General features: G+C 53.0%; 25 protein-coding genes and 1 riboswitch. Of the genes, 19 read left to right on the top strand and 6 right to left on the bottom strand.

All coding sequences use genetic code 11. The features are described 5' to 3' along the window. Positions 1 to 89: 89 nt before the first annotated feature. Positions 90 to 566, bottom strand: coding sequence for a GNAT family N-acetyltransferase (locus BQ7364_RS04345; protein WP_072683578.1), 477 nt, complete (start codon positions 564 to 566; stop codon positions 90 to 92). Positions 567 to 719: 153 nt separating this feature from the next. Between BQ7364_RS04345 and sigG the strand changes: the two genes are divergently transcribed. From sigG to BQ7364_RS04270, 16 genes are all read left to right on the top strand, one after another. After that, a complete protein-coding gene (gene sigG / locus BQ7364_RS04340; RefSeq protein WP_072683577.1) occupies positions 720 to 1,493 on the top strand; it encodes an RNA polymerase sporulation sigma factor SigG in 774 nt (257 codons plus the stop codon). A gap of 81 nt (positions 1,494 to 1,574) precedes the next feature. Then, on the top strand, positions 1,575 to 1,841 hold the full coding sequence (locus BQ7364_RS04335) for a YlmC/YmxH family sporulation protein (protein WP_072683576.1): 267 nt from the start codon (positions 1,575 to 1,577) through the stop codon (positions 1,839 to 1,841). Positions 1,842 to 2,000: 159 nt separating this feature from the next. Continuing rightward, the gene (locus BQ7364_RS04330; RefSeq protein ID WP_072683575.1) at positions 2,001 to 2,408 is read left to right on the top strand and encodes a cell division protein SepF; all 408 of its coding nucleotides are present in this window, start codon (positions 2,001 to 2,003) and stop codon (positions 2,406 to 2,408) included. After that, entirely contained in the window at positions 2,408 to 2,542 is a 135-nt protein-coding gene (locus BQ7364_RS18485) for a hypothetical protein (RefSeq protein ID WP_255370383.1), read from the top strand. The genes BQ7364_RS04330 and BQ7364_RS18485 overlap by 1 nt, the downstream gene beginning before the upstream one ends. A gap of 513 nt (positions 2,543 to 3,055) precedes the next feature. Further along, positions 3,056 to 4,354: a group II intron reverse transcriptase/maturase gene (gene ltrA / locus BQ7364_RS04320; RefSeq protein ID WP_072683574.1), complete on the top strand. Its 1,299-nt coding sequence runs from the start codon at positions 3,056 to 3,058 to the stop codon at positions 4,352 to 4,354. A 227-nt stretch (positions 4,355 to 4,581) separates the two neighbouring features. Next, entirely contained in the window at positions 4,582 to 5,082 is a 501-nt protein-coding gene (locus tag BQ7364_RS04315) for a YlmH/Sll1252 family protein (RefSeq protein WP_072683573.1), read from the top strand. A 14-nt stretch (positions 5,083 to 5,096) separates the two neighbouring features. Next, entirely contained in the window at positions 5,097 to 5,570 is a 474-nt protein-coding gene (locus tag BQ7364_RS04310) for a DivIVA domain-containing protein (protein WP_050767002.1), read from the top strand. Positions 5,571 to 5,817: 247 nt separating this feature from the next. Beyond that, positions 5,818 to 8,547 carry an isoleucine--tRNA ligase gene (ileS, locus tag BQ7364_RS04305; RefSeq protein WP_072683572.1) on the top strand — a complete coding sequence of 910 codons (2,730 nt, stop codon included), beginning with the start codon at positions 5,818 to 5,820 and terminating at the stop codon, positions 8,545 to 8,547. Between the two features lie 231 nt (positions 8,548 to 8,778). Then, positions 8,779 to 9,306 carry a YqeG family HAD IIIA-type phosphatase gene (locus BQ7364_RS04300; protein ID WP_006060829.1) on the top strand — a complete coding sequence of 176 codons (528 nt, stop codon included), beginning with the start codon at positions 8,779 to 8,781 and terminating at the stop codon, positions 9,304 to 9,306. Next, positions 9,299 to 10,357 carry a GTPase gene (locus BQ7364_RS04295; RefSeq protein ID WP_229056797.1) on the top strand — a complete coding sequence of 353 codons (1,059 nt, stop codon included), beginning with the start codon at positions 9,299 to 9,301 and terminating at the stop codon, positions 10,355 to 10,357. The genes BQ7364_RS04300 and BQ7364_RS04295 overlap by 8 nt, the downstream gene beginning before the upstream one ends. Then, a complete protein-coding gene (gene yhbY, locus BQ7364_RS17680; protein ID WP_006060831.1) occupies positions 10,358 to 10,651 on the top strand; it encodes a ribosome assembly RNA-binding protein YhbY in 294 nt (97 codons plus the stop codon). It abuts the gene before it with no gap. Further along, complete coding sequence (gene nadD, locus BQ7364_RS04290; protein ID WP_072683571.1) at positions 10,648 to 11,670, top strand: nicotinate (nicotinamide) nucleotide adenylyltransferase; 1,023 nt, start codon at positions 10,648 to 10,650, stop codon at positions 11,668 to 11,670. Before yhbY ends, nadD begins: the two co-directional genes overlap by 4 nt. Beyond that, positions 11,663 to 12,001 (top strand): ribosome silencing factor, encoded by a 339-nt coding sequence (rsfS, locus tag BQ7364_RS04285; RefSeq protein WP_072683570.1) that lies wholly within the window; start codon positions 11,663 to 11,665, stop codon positions 11,999 to 12,001. Before nadD ends, rsfS begins: the two co-directional genes overlap by 8 nt. Next, positions 11,998 to 12,699, top strand: a complete 702-nt coding sequence (locus BQ7364_RS04280; RefSeq protein WP_072683569.1) for a class I SAM-dependent DNA methyltransferase — start codon at positions 11,998 to 12,000, stop codon at positions 12,697 to 12,699. Before rsfS ends, BQ7364_RS04280 begins: the two co-directional genes overlap by 4 nt. Continuing rightward, positions 12,696 to 13,388 carry a 5'-methylthioadenosine/adenosylhomocysteine nucleosidase gene (locus tag BQ7364_RS04275; RefSeq protein ID WP_072683568.1) on the top strand — a complete coding sequence of 231 codons (693 nt, stop codon included), beginning with the start codon at positions 12,696 to 12,698 and terminating at the stop codon, positions 13,386 to 13,388. The genes BQ7364_RS04280 and BQ7364_RS04275 overlap by 4 nt, the downstream gene beginning before the upstream one ends. Continuing rightward, positions 13,385 to 13,984, top strand: coding sequence for a TVP38/TMEM64 family protein (locus tag BQ7364_RS04270; protein ID WP_072683567.1), 600 nt, complete (start codon positions 13,385 to 13,387; stop codon positions 13,982 to 13,984). Before BQ7364_RS04275 ends, BQ7364_RS04270 begins: the two co-directional genes overlap by 4 nt. 57 nt (positions 13,985 to 14,041) lie before the next feature. Here the strand turns inward: BQ7364_RS04270 and BQ7364_RS18325 are convergent, their stop codons facing one another. From BQ7364_RS18325 to BQ7364_RS04260, 3 genes are all read right to left on the bottom strand, one after another. Then, positions 14,042 to 14,191 carry a hypothetical protein gene (locus BQ7364_RS18325; protein WP_195396173.1) on the bottom strand — a complete coding sequence of 50 codons (150 nt, stop codon included), beginning with the start codon at positions 14,189 to 14,191 and terminating at the stop codon, positions 14,042 to 14,044. 120 nt (positions 14,192 to 14,311) lie between these two features. Further along, positions 14,312 to 15,025, bottom strand: a complete 714-nt coding sequence (locus BQ7364_RS04265) for an IMP cyclohydrolase (protein ID WP_072683566.1) — start codon at positions 15,023 to 15,025, stop codon at positions 14,312 to 14,314. A 29-nt stretch (positions 15,026 to 15,054) separates the two neighbouring features. Beyond that, positions 15,055 to 15,135, bottom strand: a riboswitch (ZMP/ZTP riboswitch). A gap of 67 nt (positions 15,136 to 15,202) precedes the next feature. Continuing rightward, positions 15,203 to 15,781, bottom strand: coding sequence for a hypothetical protein (locus BQ7364_RS04260; RefSeq protein WP_072683565.1), 579 nt, complete (start codon positions 15,779 to 15,781; stop codon positions 15,203 to 15,205). A 171-nt stretch (positions 15,782 to 15,952) separates the two neighbouring features. Between BQ7364_RS04260 and BQ7364_RS04255 the strand changes: the two genes are divergently transcribed. Genes BQ7364_RS04255 through nth form a run of 3 tightly spaced genes read left to right on the top strand, consistent with a single transcriptional unit; the run spans position 15,953 to position 17,645 of the window. Next, complete coding sequence (locus tag BQ7364_RS04255) at positions 15,953 to 16,423, top strand: hypothetical protein (protein ID WP_072683564.1); 471 nt, start codon at positions 15,953 to 15,955, stop codon at positions 16,421 to 16,423. Between the two features lie 3 nt (positions 16,424 to 16,426). Further along, positions 16,427 to 16,978, top strand: a complete 552-nt coding sequence (locus BQ7364_RS04250) for a DnaD domain protein (RefSeq protein WP_072683563.1) — start codon at positions 16,427 to 16,429, stop codon at positions 16,976 to 16,978. Continuing rightward, positions 16,965 to 17,645, top strand: coding sequence for an endonuclease III (gene nth / locus BQ7364_RS04245; RefSeq protein ID WP_072683562.1), 681 nt, complete (start codon positions 16,965 to 16,967; stop codon positions 17,643 to 17,645). Before BQ7364_RS04250 ends, nth begins: the two co-directional genes overlap by 14 nt. A gap of 159 nt (positions 17,646 to 17,804) precedes the next feature. Here nth and BQ7364_RS04240 read toward each other — a convergent pair whose 3' ends face one another. Both BQ7364_RS04240 and BQ7364_RS04235 read right to left on the bottom strand, forming a co-directional pair. Further along, positions 17,805 to 20,522, bottom strand: a complete 2,718-nt coding sequence (locus tag BQ7364_RS04240) for a tetratricopeptide repeat protein (RefSeq protein ID WP_072683561.1) — start codon at positions 20,520 to 20,522, stop codon at positions 17,805 to 17,807. Between the two features lie 98 nt (positions 20,523 to 20,620). Continuing rightward, entirely contained in the window at positions 20,621 to 23,611 is a 2,991-nt protein-coding gene (locus BQ7364_RS04235) for a transglycosylase domain-containing protein (RefSeq protein ID WP_072683560.1), read from the bottom strand. Positions 23,612 to 23,614: the final 3 nt, after the last annotated feature.

The raw sequence follows: 23,614 nt of genomic DNA, 5'->3' as shown, positions 1-23,614 counted from the left end.
AAATCAAAGTTCTGTTCTTTTTTCTATGTTTCCGGCAGCCAGGCCGCTTTCATAATGCTCCATGATTTTAAATCATGAAACTTCGCAGCTTACAATCCAGCCAGCTGACGGATCTTGTCTTCGCTTAGCCGCCAGGTCGTCCATTCCGTCAGGCCTTCTGCGCCCAGATTTTGATAAAAGGCGATCGACGGAGCGTTCCAGTTGAGGCATACCCATTCCATCCGGCCACAGCGGCGCTCGACGGCGATTTCCGCCAGCCGTTTGAAGAACGCTTTGCCGTAGCCGCGGCCGCGTTTTTCCTGCAGGACGTACAAATCTTCCAGATACAATCCTTTCCGGCCGACAAACGTTGAGAAGTTGTGGAAATACAATGCAAAGCCAACGACCTGACCGTCCTCCTCACCTAACAGTACTTCCGCCCGGCGTTCGACGAACAGCTGGTCGTAAAGGGTGGCGTCGTCCCAGACGACCTCATCGCTCATTTTTTCATATTCCGCAATCAGCCGGATGAACCGGCCGATCGTCGCGCAGTCTTCCGGCTGCGCCTGTCTGATTGTAAAACCCATGATGTCCCTCCTGATCTCATTCTGGAATCTATTGTACCGAATTTCAGACCGGATGACCATCCCTTTTCTTCCAAAGAGTGCCAGAGGAATGCGGGAATATTCCTCTGCGGGCCGGGAAAACTTCCATTACGCACATCAGGAGGGTCCGGGTCAATGGGTAAATATAAAGTAGAGATCTGCGGCGTCAACACGGCGACGCTGCCGGTTTTAAAGAGTCAGCAGATGACGGAGCTGTTCGTTCAGCTGCAAAACGGCGATTTGTCAGCCAAGGAGAAGCTGATCAACGGCAATCTCAAGCTTGTTCTGTCGATCGTCCAGCGCTTTGCGCACCGCACGGAAAACATGGACGATTTGTTTCAGATCGGCTGCATCGGACTGATCAAGGCGATTGATAATTTCGATCTTTCCCATGAAGTCCGCTTTTCAACCTACGCCGTCCCGATGATCATCGGCGAGATCAAGCGTTATCTGCGGGACAACCAGATGATCCGGGTCTCGCGGCATCTGAAGGATCTGGCATACAAGGTATTGAAGGAAAAAGAAGCGTTCATCCATGCGAATCAGCGTGAGCCTTCGCTGGCGGAACTGGCGGAGATCATGGGCGTCAAGGAAAAAGAGATCGCCGAAAGTCTGGAATCGCTGCAGAGCGTCGTCAGCATCTTTGAGCCGATCTACAACGACGACGGCGACACGTTGTACCTGCTGGATCAGATCAAGGATGATCACGATGAGATCGGCAAGCTTTCCAGTCTGATCGCACTGAAGGAAAGCATGAAGCATTTGAGCGATAAGGAAGCCCAGATTATCAACAAGCGCTACTATCAAGGCCAGACGCAGACAGAAATCGCCTCTGAACTGGGAATTTCCCAGGCCCAGGTGTCGCGCCTGGAAAAAAGCGCGCTGCAATGTCTGAAAAAGAATTTCTGACCCTTTTCGATTTTTTTAGAGTCGATTCGATCGTTTGCACAAAAATCCGCCGGCGGCATACACTGAAAACAGGTGATAACTATGAAATTCAGTGAACTGCAGGACAAACAGGTCGTCAATGTTCAGGACGGCACCCTGATCGGCCGCGTCGAAGATTTGGACGTATCGCTGACCAACTACCAGGTTCAATCGTTTCTCGTCGGCAGGAATACCGGCTGGCTTCGTTCGTTGTTCGCGTTTTTATTTCCGCCGGCGCGGATCATCGTCTGCCTGGATCAGGTCGTCAGCGTCGGTGAAGATGTGATCCTGATCCATCCGCGGACCAAGAGCGGCAAGGGGAAGGAGTAAACGGCTGGAAAGCTTTGGAAAACAGAAGCCGGAATTTCGTTCTTTTTCGCTAAAATTCGTGTGAAAAAGGCGGTTGAAATCCTTTCATTTCTGTGAACTCGGTATTCCCTTGCGCAGATTTATGATATAATGAACGAGAACTAAAGGAAGGTGCAAACCATGGGAGTATTAGATAAAATGAAGAATTTCATCGCTCCGGTCGACGATGATTACGATGAGGAAGAACTGGAAGTAGAAGAAGACGAGATCGCCGTTCCCGTCAAATATGAACAGCCGCAGACGAAAGGCGTAACCAAGCTCGCTTCGGATACGAAAATGGTTTTGTTTGAGCCGCGTTCGTTTGACGAAGCCGAGGAAGTCGCGAAGCATTTGAAGGAAAGACGCGCCGCCGTTGTCAATCTGCACCGGCTGCAGCGGGAATACGCGCAGCGCACGATCGACTTTTTAACGGGCGTTGTGTTCGCGCTGGACGGAACGATTCAGAAGATCGGCCACAACGTCATTTTGTGCACGCCGAAGTCCATTGCCGTCCACGGTGAAATCAGCCTGGACAGCGATGAGGAATAGTGCGGACCCCGCATTTTTCGGAGTCGGACGAAGCCGCGCTGCAGGCCCGGCTGGAAGACTGGATTGATCAGTGCAGGACGCGCCGCAAGCCGGTGCGCTCCTGTTTTCGTGTGCCGGGCATGGCATACATCTAGTTGGTGAAAATCCAACCACGGGTATTTACCGCCAAGTGTAGTGAACCACAAGTCGTTAGCAGTGATGTTAAGGGTGAAGGAAGTGGTGTAGCAAAATCTTCGAGGTTACGAACAGAAACCTGATGAGGCTAAATGGTGGATAAGGTTGCGAAACAAACCAAAGTCCAAAAGGTAAACGTAAAACCAAGACAGTAAATCAGGAACTTGTGAAGATAGGAAAGAGATGTATGTCTTACCCCGGGAGGTCTTGTGAACGATGAAGTCCAATAAACTTTAAAATCAGGGATGGTAGCATCGGTCGAAAAAGGTTTATCACAAGAAGTCAGCTGAGGTCATATTAGTTATCCAGCCTAGATAACGAAGGACTTAATGTATGTATAGTGTGAATCACTATGAGAAAATGTTCAAGCAATCCGAAAATGAGGATACTCTGAAACAATGAATCGTAATCATTGATGAGGAAAGTAGTGGGGATGGTCTTGGATAAATCTACGAGTAGAGGAGGAACAGCGAATGAGATTGATAGAAAAGATGCTAAGTAAAAGAAATATGGAACTGGCGATAAAGAAAGTCAAGAGTAACAAAGGCGCACCGGGTGTTGATAACATGATGGTGGAAGAAATTGACAAATATTTTGAAATACATGGAGAGGAAATTATAACCGCAATCATGAATATGAAATATAAACCAAAGCCAGTAAGGAGAGTCTATATACCAAAAGCAGATGGAAAGCAAAGACCGCTAGGTATACCGACAGTAACAGATAGAGTAATACAACAAGCATTAGCGCAGATACTGAGCGAAATATATGAACCACATTTCAGTGAAAACAGTTATGGGTTTCGCCCCAATAGAAGTGCACATAATGCGATGGAACAAGTATTAGAATATCTAAACGAAGGATACGAATGGGTTATTGACATAGATATAGAAAAATATTTCGATACAGTACATCATGACAAGTTAATCTCAATACTTAGAGAACATGTGAATGAAAGAGAAATACTGCATCTGATACGTTCGTTCTTAAAAGCAGGAGTTATGGAAGATGGACTAGTAAGTCCAAATGAAGCAGGAGTACCACAAGGAGGACCACTCAGTCCAGTACTATCAAATATATATTTAGATAAGCTTGATAAAGAACTTGAAGAGAGAGGGCTGCGCTTTGTGAGGTACGCTGATGATGGTAACATCTTCGTAAAGAGCGAAATGGCAGCAGAAAGAGTAATGAAATCAATCACATGGTGGCTAGAAAGAAAACTATTCTTAAAAGTGAGTGCGACAAAGACCAAAATCGTAAGACCGACGAAAAGTAATTTTCTAGGTTTTACGTTCTGGAAAGGAAGTATGGGATGGAAGTGTAGGCCAAGCGATAACAGGAAAGCGAAGTTATGCATGAAAATCAAAGAAATACTAAAACGGAAACACGCAGTAGCAAGACCATTAGCAGAGACATTTAAAAGAATAAACCAAATTATACGAGGATGGATAAACTATTTCCGTATCGGAAGTATGAAACAATTCTTGGATAAATTCGGACAATGGTTAAGACACAAAATAAGAGTGGTTATTATTAAGCAATGGAAGATACCGAAACGGATTTATATAAATCTGCAAAGACTGAATAAACTGCAAAATTTTTCCTTTACAGAGGAAGACATATTTAAAGTAGCAAATTCAAGACTAGGATGGTATCGAAGATGTGGAATGAATGTGGTAAACTACATCTTAAATCCCAGAATACTAGCCATAAAGAAAAAGGAAAGACAAGGCTTAGTCAATCCTTTAGAGTACTATCTAAGTTATTCGTGACAGCAATACATATGTAGCGCCGTATACGAGATCCGTACGTACGGTGCAATGGGAGGGGCGAAATTTATTTTCCCTCTACCCTATTTTCGCCTTCCCAACAGGAAGCGCTAAAACCGTTTCTGCCGTGGGATCTGGCGTACCGCTGGGACGGCGGCTGTGCGGAGGCGGAGCGGAAAAAGCTGATCCTGGCTCCGGAGGAAGACGCGTGCGTCAGCGACATCGTCTGTTTGACCGCGCGGATTTCGGATAAATTTGTGCAGGTAAAGCATCCCGATGTTTTAGGCGCGCTGATGAACCTGGATCTCGACCGCTCGCAATTTGGGGATCTGTGGGTTGAGCCGGGCCGGATTGTGATCTATACCAGCGAAGAGCTGGCGGATTACGTTTGTATGAATCTGACGCGGATTCATAAGCTGTCGATCCGTCTGGAACGCTCGTCGATGATGTATGAGCCGGTCGTAAAGAAGCAGGCGCTGACGGTGATCGTCACGGCGCTGCGGCTGGACTGCGTGATCGCGGGATTATGCCGGATGTCACGGGCGAAGGCGCAGGATTTGATCCGGGCGCAGAGAGTGTCGGTGAATCACAAAATTCTTGATGAATGCGACTTTCTGTGTCATAATGAAGACACGATTTCCGTGCGCGGGTACGGGCGTTTTGTGCTGAAAGGCCAGCGCGGTCAGACCCGCAGCGACCGGATCGTCGCTGAATTCGAACAGTATGTTTAAAAGGAGGGATTTCTTTGGAACCGGGAACACCGAAATTCCGAGTGATGAAAAACGGATACGACCGCTTTGCCGTCGACGACGCGGTTGACCGGTATGTCCGGGAAATTGATTCTCTGAAAAAACAGCTGGATCTGACCAGCCGTCAGATTCAATCCGCCAACGAACAGCTGGCGGTGATCCGTCAGCGTTATCAAACGTTGGTCAGCGAACTGACCGTGAAGGAAAAGGCGGCCGATGATATCGCGCGCCTGGCCCTCAAGGAAGCCAACACGATCATCGAAACCGCACAGAACAACGCGGATGCGATCGTGAGCGAAGCGCTGACGACCGCCCGGATCATCCTGAACGACCTCTCGCGCATCGCGTCGGAGGCGACGGAGATGAAGGGCGATATGCAGGAACAGCTGTCCTCGCTGATGGGGATGCTGGATCAGTTTGAAATTCCGCCGGTTCCGAAATCGGAATGGCTGAATCAGGAAAAGCTTTGATGCAGGACGCGCCGGTTCCACGGCAACGGGAGTGCAGAGAGTCTGCGGGTTGGTGAAACGCAGAACCCCGGGTGGACAGGACATCACCTGCGAGCTGTCTTTTTGAAATGAGTAGGAAAGACCGCGGCTCAGCGTTATGAGAGAAGCGCATTCTTCCCCTGAAGGCGGAAGGGTGAACAAAGGTGGTACCGCGCAGAACTGCGTCCTTTTCTAAGGGCGCTTTTTTATTGTTGAGGAGGTAGAGGACATGGATTACAAAAACACACTGCTGATGCCGAATACGAAGTTCGAGATGAGAGGCAAGCTGCCGACGAAAGAACCCGGCTATCAGACCCGCTGGAAAGAACAGGACATCTACGAAAAAATGCTGGCGAAGCGCGAGGGCTGCGAAGCGTTCGTGCTGCATGACGGGCCGCCGTATGCCAACGGCGATATCCATCTGGGCCACGCGTTAAACAAGATTTTAAAGGATGTCATTGTGCGCTCGCATTACATGGCCGGCTACAAGGTACCGTACATTCCGGGCTGGGACACCCACGGTCTGCCGATTGAAACGGCGATCACCAAGCTGGGCTACGACCGCAAGAAGATGGAGCTGTCGGCATTCCGCAAGCTTTGTTACGATTATGCTCTGGAACAGGTTGAACGGCAGAAGGCTGGTTTCCTGGCGCTGGGCGTGGTCGGTGATTACGATCATCCTTACATCACATTAAAGAAGGAATTTGAAGCGCATCAGATCCAGATCTTCGGTCAGATGGCGATGGACGGTCTGATCTACAAGGGCTTAAAGCCGGTCTACTGGTCCCCGTCCAGCGAATCGGCCTTAGCGGAAGCGGAAATCGAATACAAGGACATCAAGTCGCCGACGATCTTCGTCAAGTTTGCGGTGAAGGACGGCAAGGGCCTCCTCGATAACGAGACTTCGTTTGTGATCTGGACGACGACACCGTGGACAATCCCGGCCAACCTGGCGATCTGTCTGAATCCGGAGCTGACCTACGCGTTAGTGGACAGCGAAAAGGGCAAGCTGATCGTATTGGAAGAACTGGTCGACACGCTGTGGGCCAAGTTCGGATTGGAAAAGAAAGACATCATCAAGACCTTCAAGGGCCGAGAGCTGGAGATGATCACCTGCCAGCATCCGCTCTATGACCGTGAGTCGTTAGTCATCCTGGGCGATCACGTCACCGCCGACGCCGGCACCGGCTGTGTTCATACGGCTCCGGGCTTCGGTGCGGACGACTTCTTTGTCGGTCAGAAATACGGCCTGCCGGCTTATTGCAACGTCGATGAGCACGGCTGCATGATGGAGGATGCCGGGGACTGGCTGAAGGGCCAGTACGTCGATGACGCCAACAAGACCGTTGCCAACCGCCTGGACGAGCTGGGCGCACTGCTGAAGCTGGAATGGATTACCCACTCCTACCCGCATGACTGGCGGACGAAAAAACCGATCATTTTCCGTGCCACGACGCAGTGGTTCGCTTCGATCGACAAAATCCGCACCGAGCTGCTTCAGCAGATCGACAACGTTGACTGGATTCCGAAGTGGGGCCAGCAGCGCATGCACAACATGATCGCCGACCGCGGCGACTGGTGCATTTCCCGCCAGCGCGCCTGGGGCGTTCCGATTCCGATCTTCTATAATGAAGACGGCACGCCGATCATGGAAAAGGCAGTCTTTGAACATGTCGCCGATCTGTTCCGCGAGCATGGAAGCAATATCTGGTTTGAGAAGGATGCGAAGGAGCTGCTTCCGGAAGGCTACACCAATCCGGCATCCCCGAACGGTGAATTTACAAAGGAAACCGACACGATGGACGTCTGGTTTGACTCCGGTTCCTCGCATACCGGCGCGATGATCGAGCGTGGGTTGGGCTATCCGGCCGACCTGTACTTTGAAGGCAGCGACCAGTACCGTGGCTGGTTCAACTCGTCGCTGATCGTTGGCACGGCCGTGCATGGTCAGGCGCCGTACAAGCAGGTGTTAAGCCATGGCTTTGTCATGGACGGCAAGGGCGTCAAGATGAGCAAGTCGCAGTGGAACGCTGTTGCGCCGGGTGAAATCACGAAGAAATACGGCGCTGATATCCTGCGTTTGTGGGCAGCCAGCGTCGATTACCAGGCCGACTGCAGCATGTCCGAGGAAATTCTGAAGCAGATCAGTGAGAACTACCGCAAGGTCAGAAATACGTTCCGCTTCTTACTGGCAAATATCAACAACGAAGATGACTTCACAAAAGCCGACCTCGTTGCGGTCAGCGAGCTGCCGAAGCTTGATCAGTACATGCTGGCGCTGCTCGACGAGGTTAACGCGAAATGCCAGCTGGCCTATCAGGAATATCGCTTCTCCGACGTTACAACGCTGCTGACAAACCTGATGACGAATGAATTCTCGGCTTATTATCTCGATTTCACCAAGGATATCCTGTATATCGAGAAGAAGGACTCCCCGCGCCGACGTCAGGTTCAGACTGTGCTGTATCACGCAGTCAACGTTTTAGTCCGGCTGTGGGCGCCGATTCTTGTCCATACTGCGGAGGAGGTCAACGATTTCTTTAAGGGTGAGGAAGAAAGCATTCATCTGGGCCGGTTTGCGGAACCGTTTAACATTGCGGACGCCGAAGCCTTAAAGGCCAAGATCGGCCGGCTGATGCAGATCCGTTCCGATATCTTTAAAGCGTTGGAAGAAGCCCGCGCGGAGAAGGTCATTGGCAAGTCATTAGAGGCGGAAGTGCTGGTCAACGTCAGCGACGAGGACCGCGCCTTGATCGCGGAGCTGTGCGGCGATCAGTTCCACCAGTGGCTGATTGTCTCGAAGGTCAGCTTCTCAATCGACGAGCTGAAACCGTATGACGTCTGCCAGGTTGAAATTGTCAAGGCAGAAGGCACGGTCTGCCCGCGCTGCTGGAATATTTCCGATCAGGCCGATGAGGAAGGACTGTGTCCGCGCTGCCGCAAGGTGCTCGGCCTGTAAGTCTTGTTCACTCATTTAAGATCCCGTTCGCGGGGTCTTTTTTATCCCTTTCTCTAACGATGGAATTTTTATTCCTTAACGTGAACGCCTGCTTTGTCAGAACAGAAAAAGCAGGAGCGGTCCGCGGAAAAAAGCAGGTGAGAGATAGACAAAAGGGCACGAAAGTCCACGGTTTTTTCATTTCTTTGTTCAGCGGAATCTGATATAATCATTAAGATAAGGAGGATCCGTATGCTGCTGAACTATTTCACGCCTGCGCTTTATCTGAAAAGCTATGAAGATCTGGATCCCGCCTGGTTAGTGCGGCGGAAGATCCGGCTTTTAATCTTAGATATCGACAACACGCTGGCGGCGCACGATGAACAGGTCGCCGGCGACAAAGCCAAAGCATTCGTCCATAGACTCAAGGACGCCGGCATTCAAGCCGTTGTCATGTCGAATAACAACAAGGAACGTGTCAGCCGGTTTGCGGCGAGTCTGGATGTGCCGTATTATTATTTTTCAACGAAACCGCTGAAGCGGACGTATAAGAAGGTGTTGCGCGATACCGGCCTGAAGCCGGATCAATGCGCGGTGATCGGCGATCAGCTGCTGACGGATATCCTCGGCGGCAGCCGGATGGGCTTGACGACGATCTTAACGACGCCCTTAGTCACCCGGGATATCCCCTGGACCAAGCTGAACCGGGTGGTTGAAAATCAGGTGTACCGTCTGTTGGAGCATGAAGAAATCTTGAAAAGGGGAGACTATGATGAGTGAAAGATGCCAGGGCTGCGGCGCGCTGCTGCAGCACGACCGTCCCCAGGAGGCTGGGTATACGCCCAAAGCGGGCAGTGCGCTGTGTCAGCGCTGCTTCCGGCTGACCCATTACGACGACCTGCAGTTTTCGATGCGGGAAGGGATTGATCCCGACCGGATTCTGGCGCAGATCCACGCGATGGACGCGCTGATTTTGTGGGTGGTTGATCTGTTCGATTTTGAAGCAAGTTTGCTGGAAGGCATGAACCGGCATCTGTTCGGCAAGGACGTCATTGTCGTCGGCACCAAGCGCGACCTGCTGCCGGAAACAGTGGGCAGCGAGAAGCTGGCGAAGTTTGTGTACGGCCGACTGAAGGAGCTGGGCATCCATGTCAAGGGTCTGGTCGTGACCGGTAAAAATATTCCCGGCGGACCGGAGGAAGTGCTGCGGGCGATCGAATGGGCCAAAGGCAAGGACGTCGTCGTGATGGGCATGGCCAACGCCGGCAAGAGTACGCTGCTCAACGCCCTGATGGACAAACCCCAGCTGACCAGCTCACGTTATCCCGGCACCACGCTGGACTTCAATCCGCTTGACATCCACGGCGTCACGGTGTATGACACGCCAGGCTTGACGCCGCGCAATTCGATGCTGCTGCACCTGGACGAAGAAGATCTTAAAACAGTGCTGCCGGCGAAGGCGGTCAAACCGGTCGGCTTCCAGCTGCGCGGGGATCAAAGCTTCGCGGTGGGCGGTTTGTGCCGGATCGATTTACTCGGCTGCGAACATGTCTCGGCCGTGTTCTACTGCAGTAATCTTCTTGAGCTGCACCGCGGCCGCGCAGATAAGGCGGATGAGCTGTGGGATCGACATTACGGCGAGCTGCTGCGGCCGATTCCCGCCGGGATGCCGTATGCCGAATGGACGAGCACCGTCCTGACGCCGCTGGGGGTGAAGGAAGACATCGTCATTCCGGGCGTCGGCTGGATGTCCTTAAGCGGAACATGCGGTCAGATTCGCGTAACCCACCCGCAAACATTGGAAATCAAACACAGAAAGGCAATGATATAAATGTTAACGAACAAACAAAAAAGCGCGCTGCGTTCGATGGCGAACACGCTGCGCCCGATCTTTCAGGTCGGCAAGGAAGGCGTTTCCTATAACCTGATCAATACGCTTTCCGATGCGCTGGAGGCACATGAATTAGTCAAGCTCAATGTCTTAAAGAGCTGTCCGGACGACGTCCGGCAGGTCGCTCTGGATCTGGCCAGCGGCACACATGCCGAAGTCGTTCAGATCATTGGCAAAACGATCGTGCTGTACCGCGAAAGCCGCGAACACCGCAGGATCGAGCTGCCGCGATGAAAATCGGTTTATTGGGAGGCACCTTCGACCCGATTCACAACGGTCATCTGGCAATCGCGAAAACCGCGCTCAAACGCCTGCGACTGGATCAGGTCTGGTTTGTCCCGTCGCTGAAAACGCCGTTGAAGGACCGGGAACTGACACCCTTTGAGCTGCGTGTGACGATGATGGAAAAGGCGCTGCGGCCCTATCGCAAAATGAAGCTCTGTCTGATTGAAAAAGATCTGCCGACGCCCTCCTATACGATCACAACGGTGAAGACGCTGAAAAAACAATATCCGGACGACGAATTTGTCTGGATCATCGGCGACGATCAATATGCCAATCTCGATCAATGGAAAGCGGTCGACGAACTGCGCCGGCTCGTACAATTCGCCGTCTTCAGCCGTCAGGGAATCGCGGTCAAGCAGCCGGGATTTCTGTATGTTGAAAACTTTTCACATCCCGCTTCGTCCACAGCTGTCCGCCAGGGCGCCTTTAAGGATGTGCCGAAGGCTGTCCGGCAGGTAATGCTGGAAACGGGACTGTATGTCGAGGAGATTGCGAAGGCGTATTGTCACCCACGCCGCTATCAGCACTGCGTCACGATGAGCGCGCTGGCGGTCGAACTGGCGAAAGCGCATGGGGTGAATCCGCGCAAAGCCTACGTTGCGGGCATGCTTCATGATCTCGCCAAAGGTCTGGATGAAGAAACGGCGCGTGGCTGGATCGAAGTGTACTGGCCGCAGGCCCGGGATCAGGCGTGGAAGATCTGGCATCAGTACATCGGGGCGACCTGGCTGAAAACCCGGCTGTATCTTTACGATCAGGAAATTCTGGAAGCCGTGGCGTGGCACACGACCGGCGAGGGCAAGAGCGATCTGGCGAAGATCATCTACATCGCCGATAAGATCGACCCCGGCCGCGGTTATGATATTACCCGCCAGAAAGCGGTGTGCCTGCAAGATCTGGATCAAGGCTTCCGTCTGATCCAGCAAGAACAGAAAGCTTATTTACGCAAGGAGGGATTGAATGTCTGAATTACTGCAGAAAGTCGTCCACGCGGCGGATCAGCGGCTGGCGGAAGATCTGATCGTGCTGGATTTCCGCGGCCACAGCCCGTTTACCGATTACTTTGTGATCGCCTCGGCGAAGAATGAACGGATGGCCGATTCGATCGTCGATCACGTGATTGAGGAAGCTGAAAAAGCCGGCTATGCCGTGCGCAACGTCGAAGGCGGTCAGGGCAGCCGGTGGCTGTTAGTCGATTTGTACGAGATCGTACTGCACGTTTTCGTCGGCGAAGAACGCCAGGTATATAATCTGGAAAAGCTGTGGGGCGATCTGCCGCGGGTTGAGGTTCAGCCATGAGCTATGACAGTCTTGCGGCCTATTACGACGCGCTGGTGAAGGATGAGGAAGCGACGGCCGCCTGGCTGGATTACACCCGGCGCTATTGTGCGCCTGGCCCGCTGCTGGAGCTGGCGTGCGGCAGCGGCGAGATTTCCATCGCGTTAGCCAGGGCCGGCTACACCGTCGACGCCACGGACTTATCCCCGTCCATGATCGCTGCTGCCCAGGTCAAACCGCATCCGGATTCGATTACCTTCCGCGTGATGGATATGCTGGAAATGGAAACGAAGCAACCGGTGCAGGCCATCGTGTGCTATTGCGACAGTCTGAATTATCTGGCTTCGCTCGATCAGGTTGCGCAGTTTATCCAGAAAGCGGCGGCTTTGTTAAAAAACGGCGGCGTGCTGTTGTTCGATATGCACACCCCAGAGCGACTCAACGAGTTCGCTGAGGAATATATTGAAGAGGGGATGTTGGGGGATACGCCGTATCAATGGACGATCCTCAGCGACGAGGACCGGATTTACCAGCATTTCGCGTTCTGGACGCCGCAGGGACTGCGCGAGGAACATCATGTCCAGACGGTCTTCGATCCGTTGGCCGTGCGCCGGCTGATGGAAGAAGCCGGCTTCGACGTGGAAATCATGACAGATTTTACACAGCCAGGTATTCAGCCTGGTGAAAAACTGTTTTACGCAGGGAGGAAGAAAGTATGATCGCGATTATCGGAGCGATGAAGGTTGAGATTGACGCGCTGCTGGACCGGATGAGCGAGGTTCAGGCCTGTCCGGTGCAGAAGATTTCGTTTTATACCGGGAAACTGGCAGGCGAGCCGGTCGTCGTCACCCAAAGCGGCGTCGGCAAGACGCTGGCGGCGATGAGCACGACGTTGTTATTGGAGCATTTCGATGTCGACGGCGTAATCAACATCGGCACGGCCGGCGGGTTACTGGAAAATCAGGAAGTGCTGGACGTCGTCATCTCGACGCGGATCGCGCATCACGATGTCAACGTGCCGGGCTGGAATCATGGCTTCGGACCGGATAACCCGTGCTGCTTTTCCGCCGATGAACGGTATGTCCAGGCGGCCGGCGAAGTGATTCAGCAACAGGACCGGGCCTGGATCGGGCCGGTGGCTTCCGGCGACTGCTTCGTCAATACGCCTGAACAGGTCGAGCGGATTCTGCGCGACTATCCGCAGGCCTTGTGCGCGGAAATGGAGGCGGCCTCGATCGCTCAGGTGTGCGCGCATTACGGCGTACCGTTTGTCGTCGTTCGCTCTCTGTCGGATATCACGCTCAAGGAAGGCAATGAGATGACCTTTGAGGAATACGCGCAGAAAGCGTCGGTCCGCTCGGCGGATTGGTGTGAAAAGCTCGTTGTGAAGCTGGCTGAGCGCTCATGAGCGAAACGCTTCGATTTTGGCTTGAGCGGATCATGACCGTGGAGTTCTGGGTCGAGGCGCTCTCGGCGTTTAAGGATCTGGGGCCGCTGGCGCCAATCTGCCTGGCCTTAGTGGAATCGTTGATCCCGGCGCTGCCGCTGGTGGCGATTGTCACGATCAATATCAGCGCTCACGGCGCAATTTTAGGTTTTTTGTATTCCTGGGTGGGAACGACGCTCGGTTCACTGATCGTCTTCTTGTTCTTTCGCCGGATTGTCAAACGCAAGCTGATGCCGTGGTTCAGCCGCAGGGCGTCGATTCAGAAAGCGCTTGACTGGGTGGCTGAGCGCAACGCCGCCGTTCTGTTTATTCTGGTGTCGCTGCCGTTTACGCCCAGCTCGTTTATCAACATCGCGTTCGGTTTATCTGATTTTGACGAACAGAAGTTCATCAAGACGCTGATCGCCGCCAAGCTGATTATGATGCTGGGGCTGAGCTTGTTCGGCAAAACCCTGAGTATTTCCTTTACCCGGCCGGTCTATCTGATTTTAGCTGTTGCGATCTTGGCCGCGTTGTACCTCATCTCCGCACATTTTCGCAAGAAGCACGGATTATGAATCCTGAACTCATTAAAATGAAACGCAAAGATAAAAACGCAGCGTAAGCGATCCCGCTTACAGAGCCGGCAGGCAGCCCGGCTCCATTGCAAGATGGAAGTAACCTTCTCTGCTTCGGGTCTTCCGTTCTTTCAGCTTCGACAGCGGCGCGATCAGGAAAAAGAAAACCGGTTCGCGCTGAAGCAGAAGCAACGAAAAGCAAAGCACCGGGGGAAATCACCCGGGCCGATCAAAAAAAGGATGTCTGATTTCATCTGCGGAGACGCTCTCCGGGAAATCAGACATCCTTTTGCTTGGTTTTAAGCGATCACCGGGTGAATTGGCCGCTTATGCATGCTTGTTGACGATGCGGGTTTCCGTTTCGCCGCTTTCCAGATCGATCATGCGGACAAACAGGGAAACCTTGTTGTCCGGATTCAGATTATCCCACAACAGCGTGGTCAGTGCGTCCAGCGAATCCGGGATTTCCACGCGCTTGGGTTCGCCCTCAAAGCTGGGCAGCGGATCCCCGTCGTGCATGTAGGTGTGAATGAAATGACCTTCACCCGCCAGTGGATTTTCGTATGCGAAGGTGTAGCGGTGGCAGGACTGCGGATTGCCGTCGCTGCTTTTTAAGATCGACAGCGCATAGTTGAATTGGCCGTTTTCGATATGCAGGATCCCGGAGATCCGCGGCGTGAAGTTCGGTCCATCCGGCTCGAATTCCCGGCTGCGCAGCGCCTGTTCAAACGTCAGCTGCCTGTCCATGCCGGCGTAGATCGTATCGGTCTGATCGCCGTTGGTGACGATCGTCTTGTTGCCCAGAACGCGCACCGGTGCATAAATGATCAGCGACGGATCGGTCAGCTTTGAGGGATCGTAAGCCTGCGTGCGGATCCCCTGTCCGTCTGTGACAAAGATGCGGTTGCGGCTGTTTTCACTGCGGCCCATGATGAAGTACGCGGCCGCCGCTTTGCGGCCGTCCGGCGTCTTGCCCAGCACGATGCCCCGTCCCGGGTAGGTGTTCTGTTGAAGATCCTCTTTGAGTGAGATTTTTTGCATAAATTTCCTCCCTAAATTCAACGGGAATGACTCCCGGCCCAGGCGGTCGGCTGTTTCAGAATTGTGCTCCCTGTGGTTATTCCACTGATCCGCCAGTTGCACATCCACCAAAAAGTTTAGACTATTCTTACAAAAAAAACAAGCGCCGGAAAAAAGAAAAGTCCTGAAATTCAGGACTTATTCCGGTTGTTCGATCAATTCTCCCTGATCTTCAATTTCGCCGGTCCAGATGCCGTTGTCGATCATCCACAGCTTCAAGCTCTGGGCGTCGATCGGATCTTCCTTGTTCCAGCTGAGAACGCTGTTAACCGTCTGTACGCCATCGTCGGCGACACTCAGAGAAACAAACGCCGGATAGCTTTCAAAGCCCCACTGGCTCTTCAGCTTGGCGGCTGGGTAATTTTCACCCAGGCTGGTCAGATCATAAAATTCAAATGCGTCCAGCGCGGTTGTTTTCAGCTCCTGCGCCAACGGCTTGAAGACATATTCGTTGATATAAGCGCAATCGTCGTTGTCCGGACGGCAGAAATAGATATGATGCAGTCCGGGTTCCAATGCCGGTTGGGCAGAAGCCGCTGCGGGCGCTGCGTTGTCAGCGGGTTCCACGGAGCGAAGATTATCCGTCGACTGGGCAGCGCTTAAATAGCTTTCCTCAATGCCCGTGGCGGCTTTCGGTTCCAGCGCCCGATAAGAAAACAACGTAGCGCTGCTGAGAAAAAGGAATCCCATGGATCCGATCATCAGTTTCTTTAACACATCATCACGCTCCTCAAATGCCCAATCATCATATCATGTTTCATCTGGTTTTGCAAATTCAGCCCCGCTGAAACAAGCACTGTGAATCTTTACCTTTACGGCAAAGAGGGGTCAGGTTCATTGTTTCAGCCGGCTGAATTTGGTATAATAAGGACCACAGAGGTGAAGACCATGAATTCTAAGCGGATCCGGTCGCTGCTACTGTCAGCGGCGCTGCTTTTCGTTTTATTTTTTAGCTGGTTTATCAGCCGGTCGATATTTGTTCAGGGGCCGTACATCAAGGAGCGCAGCGCAGATCTGCGGCTGCATCGGCAGTTAATGGAAGCGATGCGTGCGCCTGAGGGCGAGCTGGTCAACCGCTACGCGCTGAATGAGGTAACGTATATATCGCGCGTCACCTCGCTGTCGAAGCAATGGATCGTGTGGTACGACGATCAGCTGAACATCAAGGCGCAGATGGAAGAAGCGCAGATCGACGCAGCGCAGGCTTTAGCGATCGGAGAACAAAACGGGATCGCGGCTTCGGCAATTCAATTCGGCTGGGTCAAGGACCGTCCGGCGATCATTGTTGAGGACCAAAACCGTGAGCTGGCGCTTGACGCTGCAACGCTGGAAAAATTAATGTTGTATGAAAAGAGGTAAAGGATGAAGGCATGGTGGAAACAGCCGTATATCAATCGGCTGCAATGGATCCTGGAACATTACGAATGGTTTGGGTTTTCCGAGAAGGAAGGATTGGTCGTGCTGATGATCGAATATCTGAATACATGTCAGATCGCGATCACGCCGGCGCTGCTTGAAAAAAAGACGGGATTGACCAAGGAAGCGCTGGACCAGGCGTTAAGCGTGTTGTGCGCGAAGAAATATCTGGAACTGAAAGCGGGCCGTTCCTCCGTCAGCTTCAGTCTGGACGGACTTTACAGCGCGGACACGGCGAAATCACAGAAGGCGATGGAACAGCCGGTGTTCGATTTGTTTGAAGGCGAATTCGGGCGGCCGCTGAATTCCAACGAGCTGATGACGCTGCAGGATTGGGTCAGCCGGTATGACTCGTCAGTCCTGGTTAAAGTGCTGAAAGAAGCGAGTATGTATCAGAAGCTGAATTTCGCGTATATGCAGCGGATTTTATCAGAATGGCAGCGCAAAGGCTGGATCGGGCCGGATGGCCGGGAGGTAAGAAATCATGAAAGTGGATGAAATTTTAGCGGCGCTGACGGCGATGTTTCCCGATGCGCATTGCGAGCTGAATCACCGCAACCCGTTTGAACTGGCGGTTGCCGTCGTGCTGTCCGCGCAGACAACCGACGTGTCTGTCAATAAGGTCACGCCGCGGCTGTTTGAAAAATATCCGACGCCCCAGGCGCTGGCGGAAGCGCCGCTGGAAGACATTGAAGATTGTATCCGCCGGATCGGTTTATATCATAATAAAGCAAAAAGCATTCAGGGACTGGCGCGCGGCGTCGTCGAGCAGTTCGGCGGAGTGATGCCGCAGACGATGGAGGAACTGACAAGTCTGCCGGGAGTTGGCCGCAAGAGCGCCAACGTCATTATGTCGGTGTGCTTCGGAATGCCAGCGATCGCGGTCGATACGCATGTGGAACGCGTTTCCAAGCGGCTGGGGCTGGCCGCACCGAAGGATACCGTGCTGGAGGTGGAAAAGAAACTGATGCGCAAGCTGCCAAAAGCGGAATGGTCGCACGCGCACCATCTGTTTATTTTCTTCGGCCGCTATTTCTGCAAGGCCAAAAACCCGCAGTGCCAAGATTGTCCGTTTACTTCTTTCTGCCGCGAGTATAAAGCTCAGCAGAAACAGGCTGAAAAACTGGTTGCCAAGAAAGCGGCCCCGATCAAAGCCAAAGCTTAAATTAAGTGTTAAAATGAAAAAACAAGTCAAAGGCGCAGGTGATGAAAACCCGCGCCTTTCTTTTCGATTGAATTCAGTGAAATCCAATAGGATAAACCAATGAGCTTCCGACAGAAAGTCATCCTCTCGGAAATTGACCAGAAGGATCGTCGGAAACTCTTATTTGCCCTTGAACAGCTTGAAGCCTTTCGGCTTTTCCAGTTCTTTGAACGCCTGATCCATCCAATCCGGATGGCGGCCTTCATCTTTCGCTTTGTTCAGCCATTTCAGCGCTTCCTCGCGCTTGCTGGTTTTCCAGTAATGGTAGGCCAGAACCGTGTGGAACCACGGCGTGTCGTAGCCTTTTTCCAGTGCTTCCTTTAAAAAGGCATCTGCTTTTAGGTAGTGGCCTAACCGGTCTTCGGTGCAGCCTAACTGCGCCAGCAGCCAGCCGCTTTTTTCCTCACGCAGATGCGCGGCCCGCTGATAATAATCCAGCGCCTTGTCATACAGTTCCATTTCGCTGTAATTCCAGCCGAATTCCTCGTACAAGGAGGCTTCATCATGGTCGTTCGCCTTGCGCAGATGCGCGATTGCTTCACGATGTTCGCCCAGCGGTCCCAGATTGCGCGCCATCATCCAGTGGTAATCGCTGCAGTCTTTTTCATCTTCATCAAAGCCCAGCGGGACTTCCTTTAATGCGTCCTCGTATTTTTCCATGCGGTTGTAGACGATGGCCAGCTGATAGTGCGGCCAGCTGTCCGCGTAGCCCATTTCCAGACCTTTTTTCAGACTGGCCTCCGCCGCTTCCAGCTGGTTCGTATTTTTATAGGAAATCCCCAGCTGACAATACGTCCAGGCGTGATCCGGCTTGAGTTCGATCGACCGCTTCAAATAACCGATCGCTTCCTCGCTGCGGTCAAGCTGATTCAGGCAGTAGCCCGCTTCGCCCAAGACCCAGCGGTCGTCGGTTTCCGAAAGATTCAGTTTCTCCAATACGGCCAGTTCATCCTCATAGCGGCTTAATTGCGAGAGAATCCAGGCTTTTTCACGCAAATTCCACGGTTCTTCAAAATCCAGCTGTTTGGCTTTTTCCATCTCGGTCAGCGCCTCGTCGAACTGCTTTAAGCGGCTCAGGGCGTAACCTAATTGGGCGTGTGCCCAGCCGTCTTCCGGATCCATTTCGATTGACCGTTCGAAAAGCTTGCGGCCTTCTTCATAGTGATCCAGCTGAATTTCATTCCAACCGATTTCATTGACGATCCACAGATCGTCGCGGCCCAGCTCCTGAGCTTTTTTCAGTTGTTCCATCGCATCTTCGTTGCGCCGCAGCCGGCCGAAGTTCCAGGCTCTTAACGAGTACAGCTCAATGTCCTGTTTGCCTTTCTTTTCGGCGACGGCCAGCTCGGCCAGCGCCTGATCGTAGCGGTCCAGCTGACTGAAGGCGTCGGCCTTGCGGTAATGCAGCCAGTCGTCGTCGCGCCCCATCTCCATCGCTTTCTGCAAGTATTCCAATTCCTTGTCATAAGCCCCGATCCGATGATACAGCCAGGCGCAGTCGCTCCAGATCCAGATTTCGTTAATGCCGGTCGCCAGTGCTTTTTCATAGTTTTCCCGCGCGGCGTCCAGCTGGTCCAGACGTACCTGATTCCAGGCAATCTGGGCCAGTACCCAGCCGTTTTCCGGCTGTTCTTCCAGCAGCTTGAAATACACGTCCAGCGCTTCTTCCTTATGCCCGCCGGCCGCGAGATTCCAGCCTAACTGGGTTTTAACCCAGAACGGATCGTTGTGGGATGCAACCGCTTTTTCATAATATTCGGCGGCTTTGTCATATTCGTTGACCTCTGAATAGTCGTAACCCAGCTGAGCATACAGCCAGGCGTCGTCGCGGCCTAAGCTCAGGGCTTTTTCCAGCAGCGGCAGGGCTTGTCTGGAATCGCCTTTCTGAGAGAGCTGATAGGCTAAATGCGACAGGGCGGAGATGTTGTCCGGATCTTTTTGCAGCGCCAGCTCAAACTGCGGGATCGCGTCCTCCGGCTTGTTCATGTCTTCGTTGACATAGCCGATCTGAACCTCGATCCAGGCGTCGTCGCGGCCTAATTCCCTGGCTTTAAGAAAGTGCGGCAGGGCTTCTTCAGGCTTGCCCTGCATTGCGTAGCAGCGGGCCAGCTCGCATTGACTCCAGATATCCTGATCGTTGATCGCCACGGACTTTTCAAGGTAAGGCAGCGCTTGTTGGGGATGATCGAGCGTGTTGCAGCAGAAGCCCAGTTCGTTGAGCAGCCACAAATCGTCCGGATTGTCCTTGATCAGCTCCTGCAGGATTTCCAATTCGTCTTCCAGCTGATTGACGCGCGAGCAGCTCCAGGCATATTCCTTCATCACCCACAGATCGCGGTAATTCATCGTCAGCGCTTTTTTTAATTCGCTCAGCGCCTGATCCGGCTGTTCCATCCGGTTGTAACAAAAGCCGATCTGAGCGTGGCACCAGCCGTCGGTCTGATCGAAATACAACGCTTCCTCAAAGTAGCCGACGGCTTCCTCGAATTTGTCAAGCTGCGTCAGGGTCCAGCCTTTTTCACGGTACAGCCAGGCGTCGTCGCGGCCTTTCTTTTCCGCCTGATTCAGGTAGTCCAGCGCGGATTCGTGCATTTCCATTTTGTTGAGCACCCAGCCCAGCTGGGAGAGAATGCCGGCGTCGTCCTGACCTAAGCTCAGCGCTTTGTTTAAACTCCAGAACGCTTCCTGATAGCGTTCGAGCATGCCCAGAATCCAACCGCGTTCGCTGTAATACCAGGCTTTATCATGAACCTTGGCTTCGTTGGCGTCGAGCGTCAGCAGGGCTTCCTGTATCTGATCTTCATCGACTAATTTCTGAATTTCTTCTTCGATTTTCAAGTTATCAGCTCCTTGGTCTCATTTTAACATAAAAAAGGCAGAGCGAATTGAAATTCCTCTGCCGGGATTGAAATTAAGACTTTTGTAAGAATACCGAATTAATCCTTGTTCTCATCGTTTTGATCCTGGGTATCCTCGCTTGGCGTTGGATCCGGAGAAGGCGAGGTGTCCGGACTTGGATCAGTAGACGGGGTCGGATCCGGCGTTGGCGCCGGCTTTGCCGTACAGCCCTTGATCGGATCGCCCTCATAGCCCTGATTGCAGGCGCAGGCGCCGTTGACGACGGACGCGTTGTCGCCGCAGGCAAGACCGACGTACAGTGTGACAGCGAAGCGGGCCTGCCCGATTGTCGACTGCATGAACGTCATCGTCGTCCCGTTGACCTTGACGCCGTTGGAAATAATTTCGTTAGTGCCTTTCTTCGCTTCGTCGGCGACTTCTGTAAAGCTGACGGTGACGCCGTTGGCGCTGGCCCAGCTTTCAATTTCCGCCTTGGTCGCTTTGTCGGATGGGATCGTCAGCTGGATCTCCTTATCTTCAACCTGGATTTCCTTGCAGATCTCATTGCTTCGGTAATTCATATTTTCATACGCGTAGTAACCGCAGACGTTGACCTTGTCGCCCGGCTTGACGTCGATGTGCTGATCGAAGCTGGATTGTTCGCTGGTCACGTCGAACGAGAAGTCCTGAATGGAAACCTGCGCTTTATAGCGGATTGGACCGTAGACCCATGTCCAGTCGAACGCGACCGCACAGTCCGGCGCATCGTACCACTTGCCGCCGACCTCAATGCCGAGATTTTTGGTGTTCGGCGCGACGGTGAGCTTGCTTGCGTCCGGGTAATCGCCCCAGGTCAGATGCAGATTGCCGTCGGTGCTCAGGCTGGCGTCGAAGGCTCCGATATCCTGAACCGAAGCCTGCAGCGGATCGGCCAGCTTGTTGAATTCCTTCTTGATCATGCCGGTGGTCACAAAGCTGCCGTCCATGCCTTCCAGCACCGCAGTGTACGGATACAGGCCCTTGATATGGGTAATCGAGGTCACGCCGTCAGGCTGGGTGATCGCCGGCGGATTCTCCTCGTCTTTATGCAGGACGTCGAGCATCAGCTTGGAGATATTGCCCGGGATGTTCAGTTTGCTTTTCTTGGAATCGAAATAAGTGTCTTTATCTTTAATCCCTTTTTCATAACCAACCCAGACCGCGTTGGTGTATTTCGAGCTGGACGCGATCATCCACTTATCCTTGGCCGCGCCCTGCGGAATGCCGAATTTCAGGCCGTCGCTGCCCCAGTCGGTCGTGCCGGTCTTGCCATAAATCGGATAACCGCGCTTTAAGATCTGCATGTAGTTGGAATACGGGCCATAAACCGCCTGGTACATCAGATGCGAAGCCAGATAAGCGGATTCGGCGCTGATGACCTGGGTTCCGGAATAATCCGGAACGACCGGCGAGGTGCCGTCTTTGAATTCAATCTTGGTAATCGTGTGGGGCTTGATGTAGCTGCCGCCGTTGATCATCGTGGCATGCGCACCGGCCATTTCAACCGTACTGGCTTCGTAGGTGGAGCCGCCGATCGCATAGCCGACGTTGAATTCATCCTGGGTGACGCGGCTGAAGCCGAGGTTTTGCAGATACTGCACGACCTTCTTGCTTCCGATCGCGTCAATGACTTCCTGCAGCGTCTTTAACGCCGGGGTATTCAGCGAGTTGCCGACGGCGTATTCCAGCGGAATATCGCCATAGTAGCGGCCGTTGAAGTTCTTGACGACCTTCGTCGTCCCGGCGTAATTAAACGGGGCGTCGGTGACTGTGTGGGACGTTGCCCAGCCGAGGTTTTCAAAGGCCAGCGCATAGGATAAGAACGGTTTGACCGCGGAACCCGGCTGCTTGTACTGATCGGTCGCATGGTTGAGCAGCAGACTGCCACCGCCGGCGTAATTGCGTCCGCCGCCGATGCCGACGATCTCGCCGGTCTGGTTGTTCATCGAGACGATCGCGATCTCCATCAGGTCGTCCGGGAATTCCACGTTGGTTTTGCCAGCCTGAATGTCGTCGATCTGCGTCTGGACTTCAGGATCCATCGACGTGTAGATTTTCATCGGCACGACGGTCGGATCCATTCCAGTCAGCTCTTTTGCCTCGGCGATGACCGCGTCGACATAGCTCTGGTATGGCGTACCGCCGTCGGTGCTGCCCTTATTGACGGAGCTGTCGACCAGCTGATCTTCAATTTTGATCGACTTGGCCAGCTCGGCTTCCTGTTTTGTGATGTAGCCGTGCCGCTGCATCAGGTTGAGCACCGTGTTGCGGCGGTCGGTCGCGTAATCGAGATTTTTAAACGGGTTGTAGGCGTTCGGCCGGTTGATGATCCCGGCCAGCAGCGCGCTTTCGCTGAGGTTCAGCTCGCTGACGTCTTTGCCGAAGTAATACTCGGCGGCCTTCTGAACACCGCGGATGTTGCCCGAGCCGCCGAAATTCAGCTTGTTTAAATACAGCTCGAAAATCCGCTTTTTGTTTGTCTGTTTCTCCAACTGCATCGCCAGGAAGATTTCCTGAACCTTGCGCTTGACGCCGGCCAGCTTGCTGCGGGCCGCCATCTCGCCGGTTTCATCGTTGGTAAAGTAAGTGTTTTTCACTAACTGCATCGTAAAGGTTGAGCCGCCCTGCGAAAAGCTCAGCGTTTTCAGGTTGGTCAGAAATGCTTTGGCAAAACGCGGCAGGTCAAAGCCGTTATGTTCAAAGTAACGGCTGTCTTCAACCGCCACAAACGCGTCGACTAAGGACGTCGGCATATCCTGGTAGGAAACGTTGGTGCGGATCTGCTGACCGATGTCCTGGATCAGATTGCCGTCCTTGTCGAGGATCTGCGTCGATTCCTTGCTTTCAAAGTTGTTGATGTCGATCTTCGGCGCATCGTTGATCATGCTGCCGATCATCACCATCCCGACGCTGCCGCCGATCAGCCCCAGGATCACGATCACCGAAACGATGATCGTCGCCATGTTCTTGGCGTTGATTTTTCTTCTTTTGACCGTTTTCTTTTTGGCCGCCGGTTTTTTCCTCGGCGGCTGTTTCTGCGTCGTATTCATAGC

Source organism: Holdemania sp. Marseille-P2844, from assembly GCF_900120005.1.
In the GTDB taxonomy this organism is placed as follows: domain Bacteria; phylum Bacillota_I; class Bacilli_A; order Erysipelotrichales; family Erysipelotrichaceae; genus Holdemania.
The sequence above is the reverse complement of the archived record's forward strand: the minus strand, read 5'-3'. Positions and strand labels throughout refer to the sequence as shown.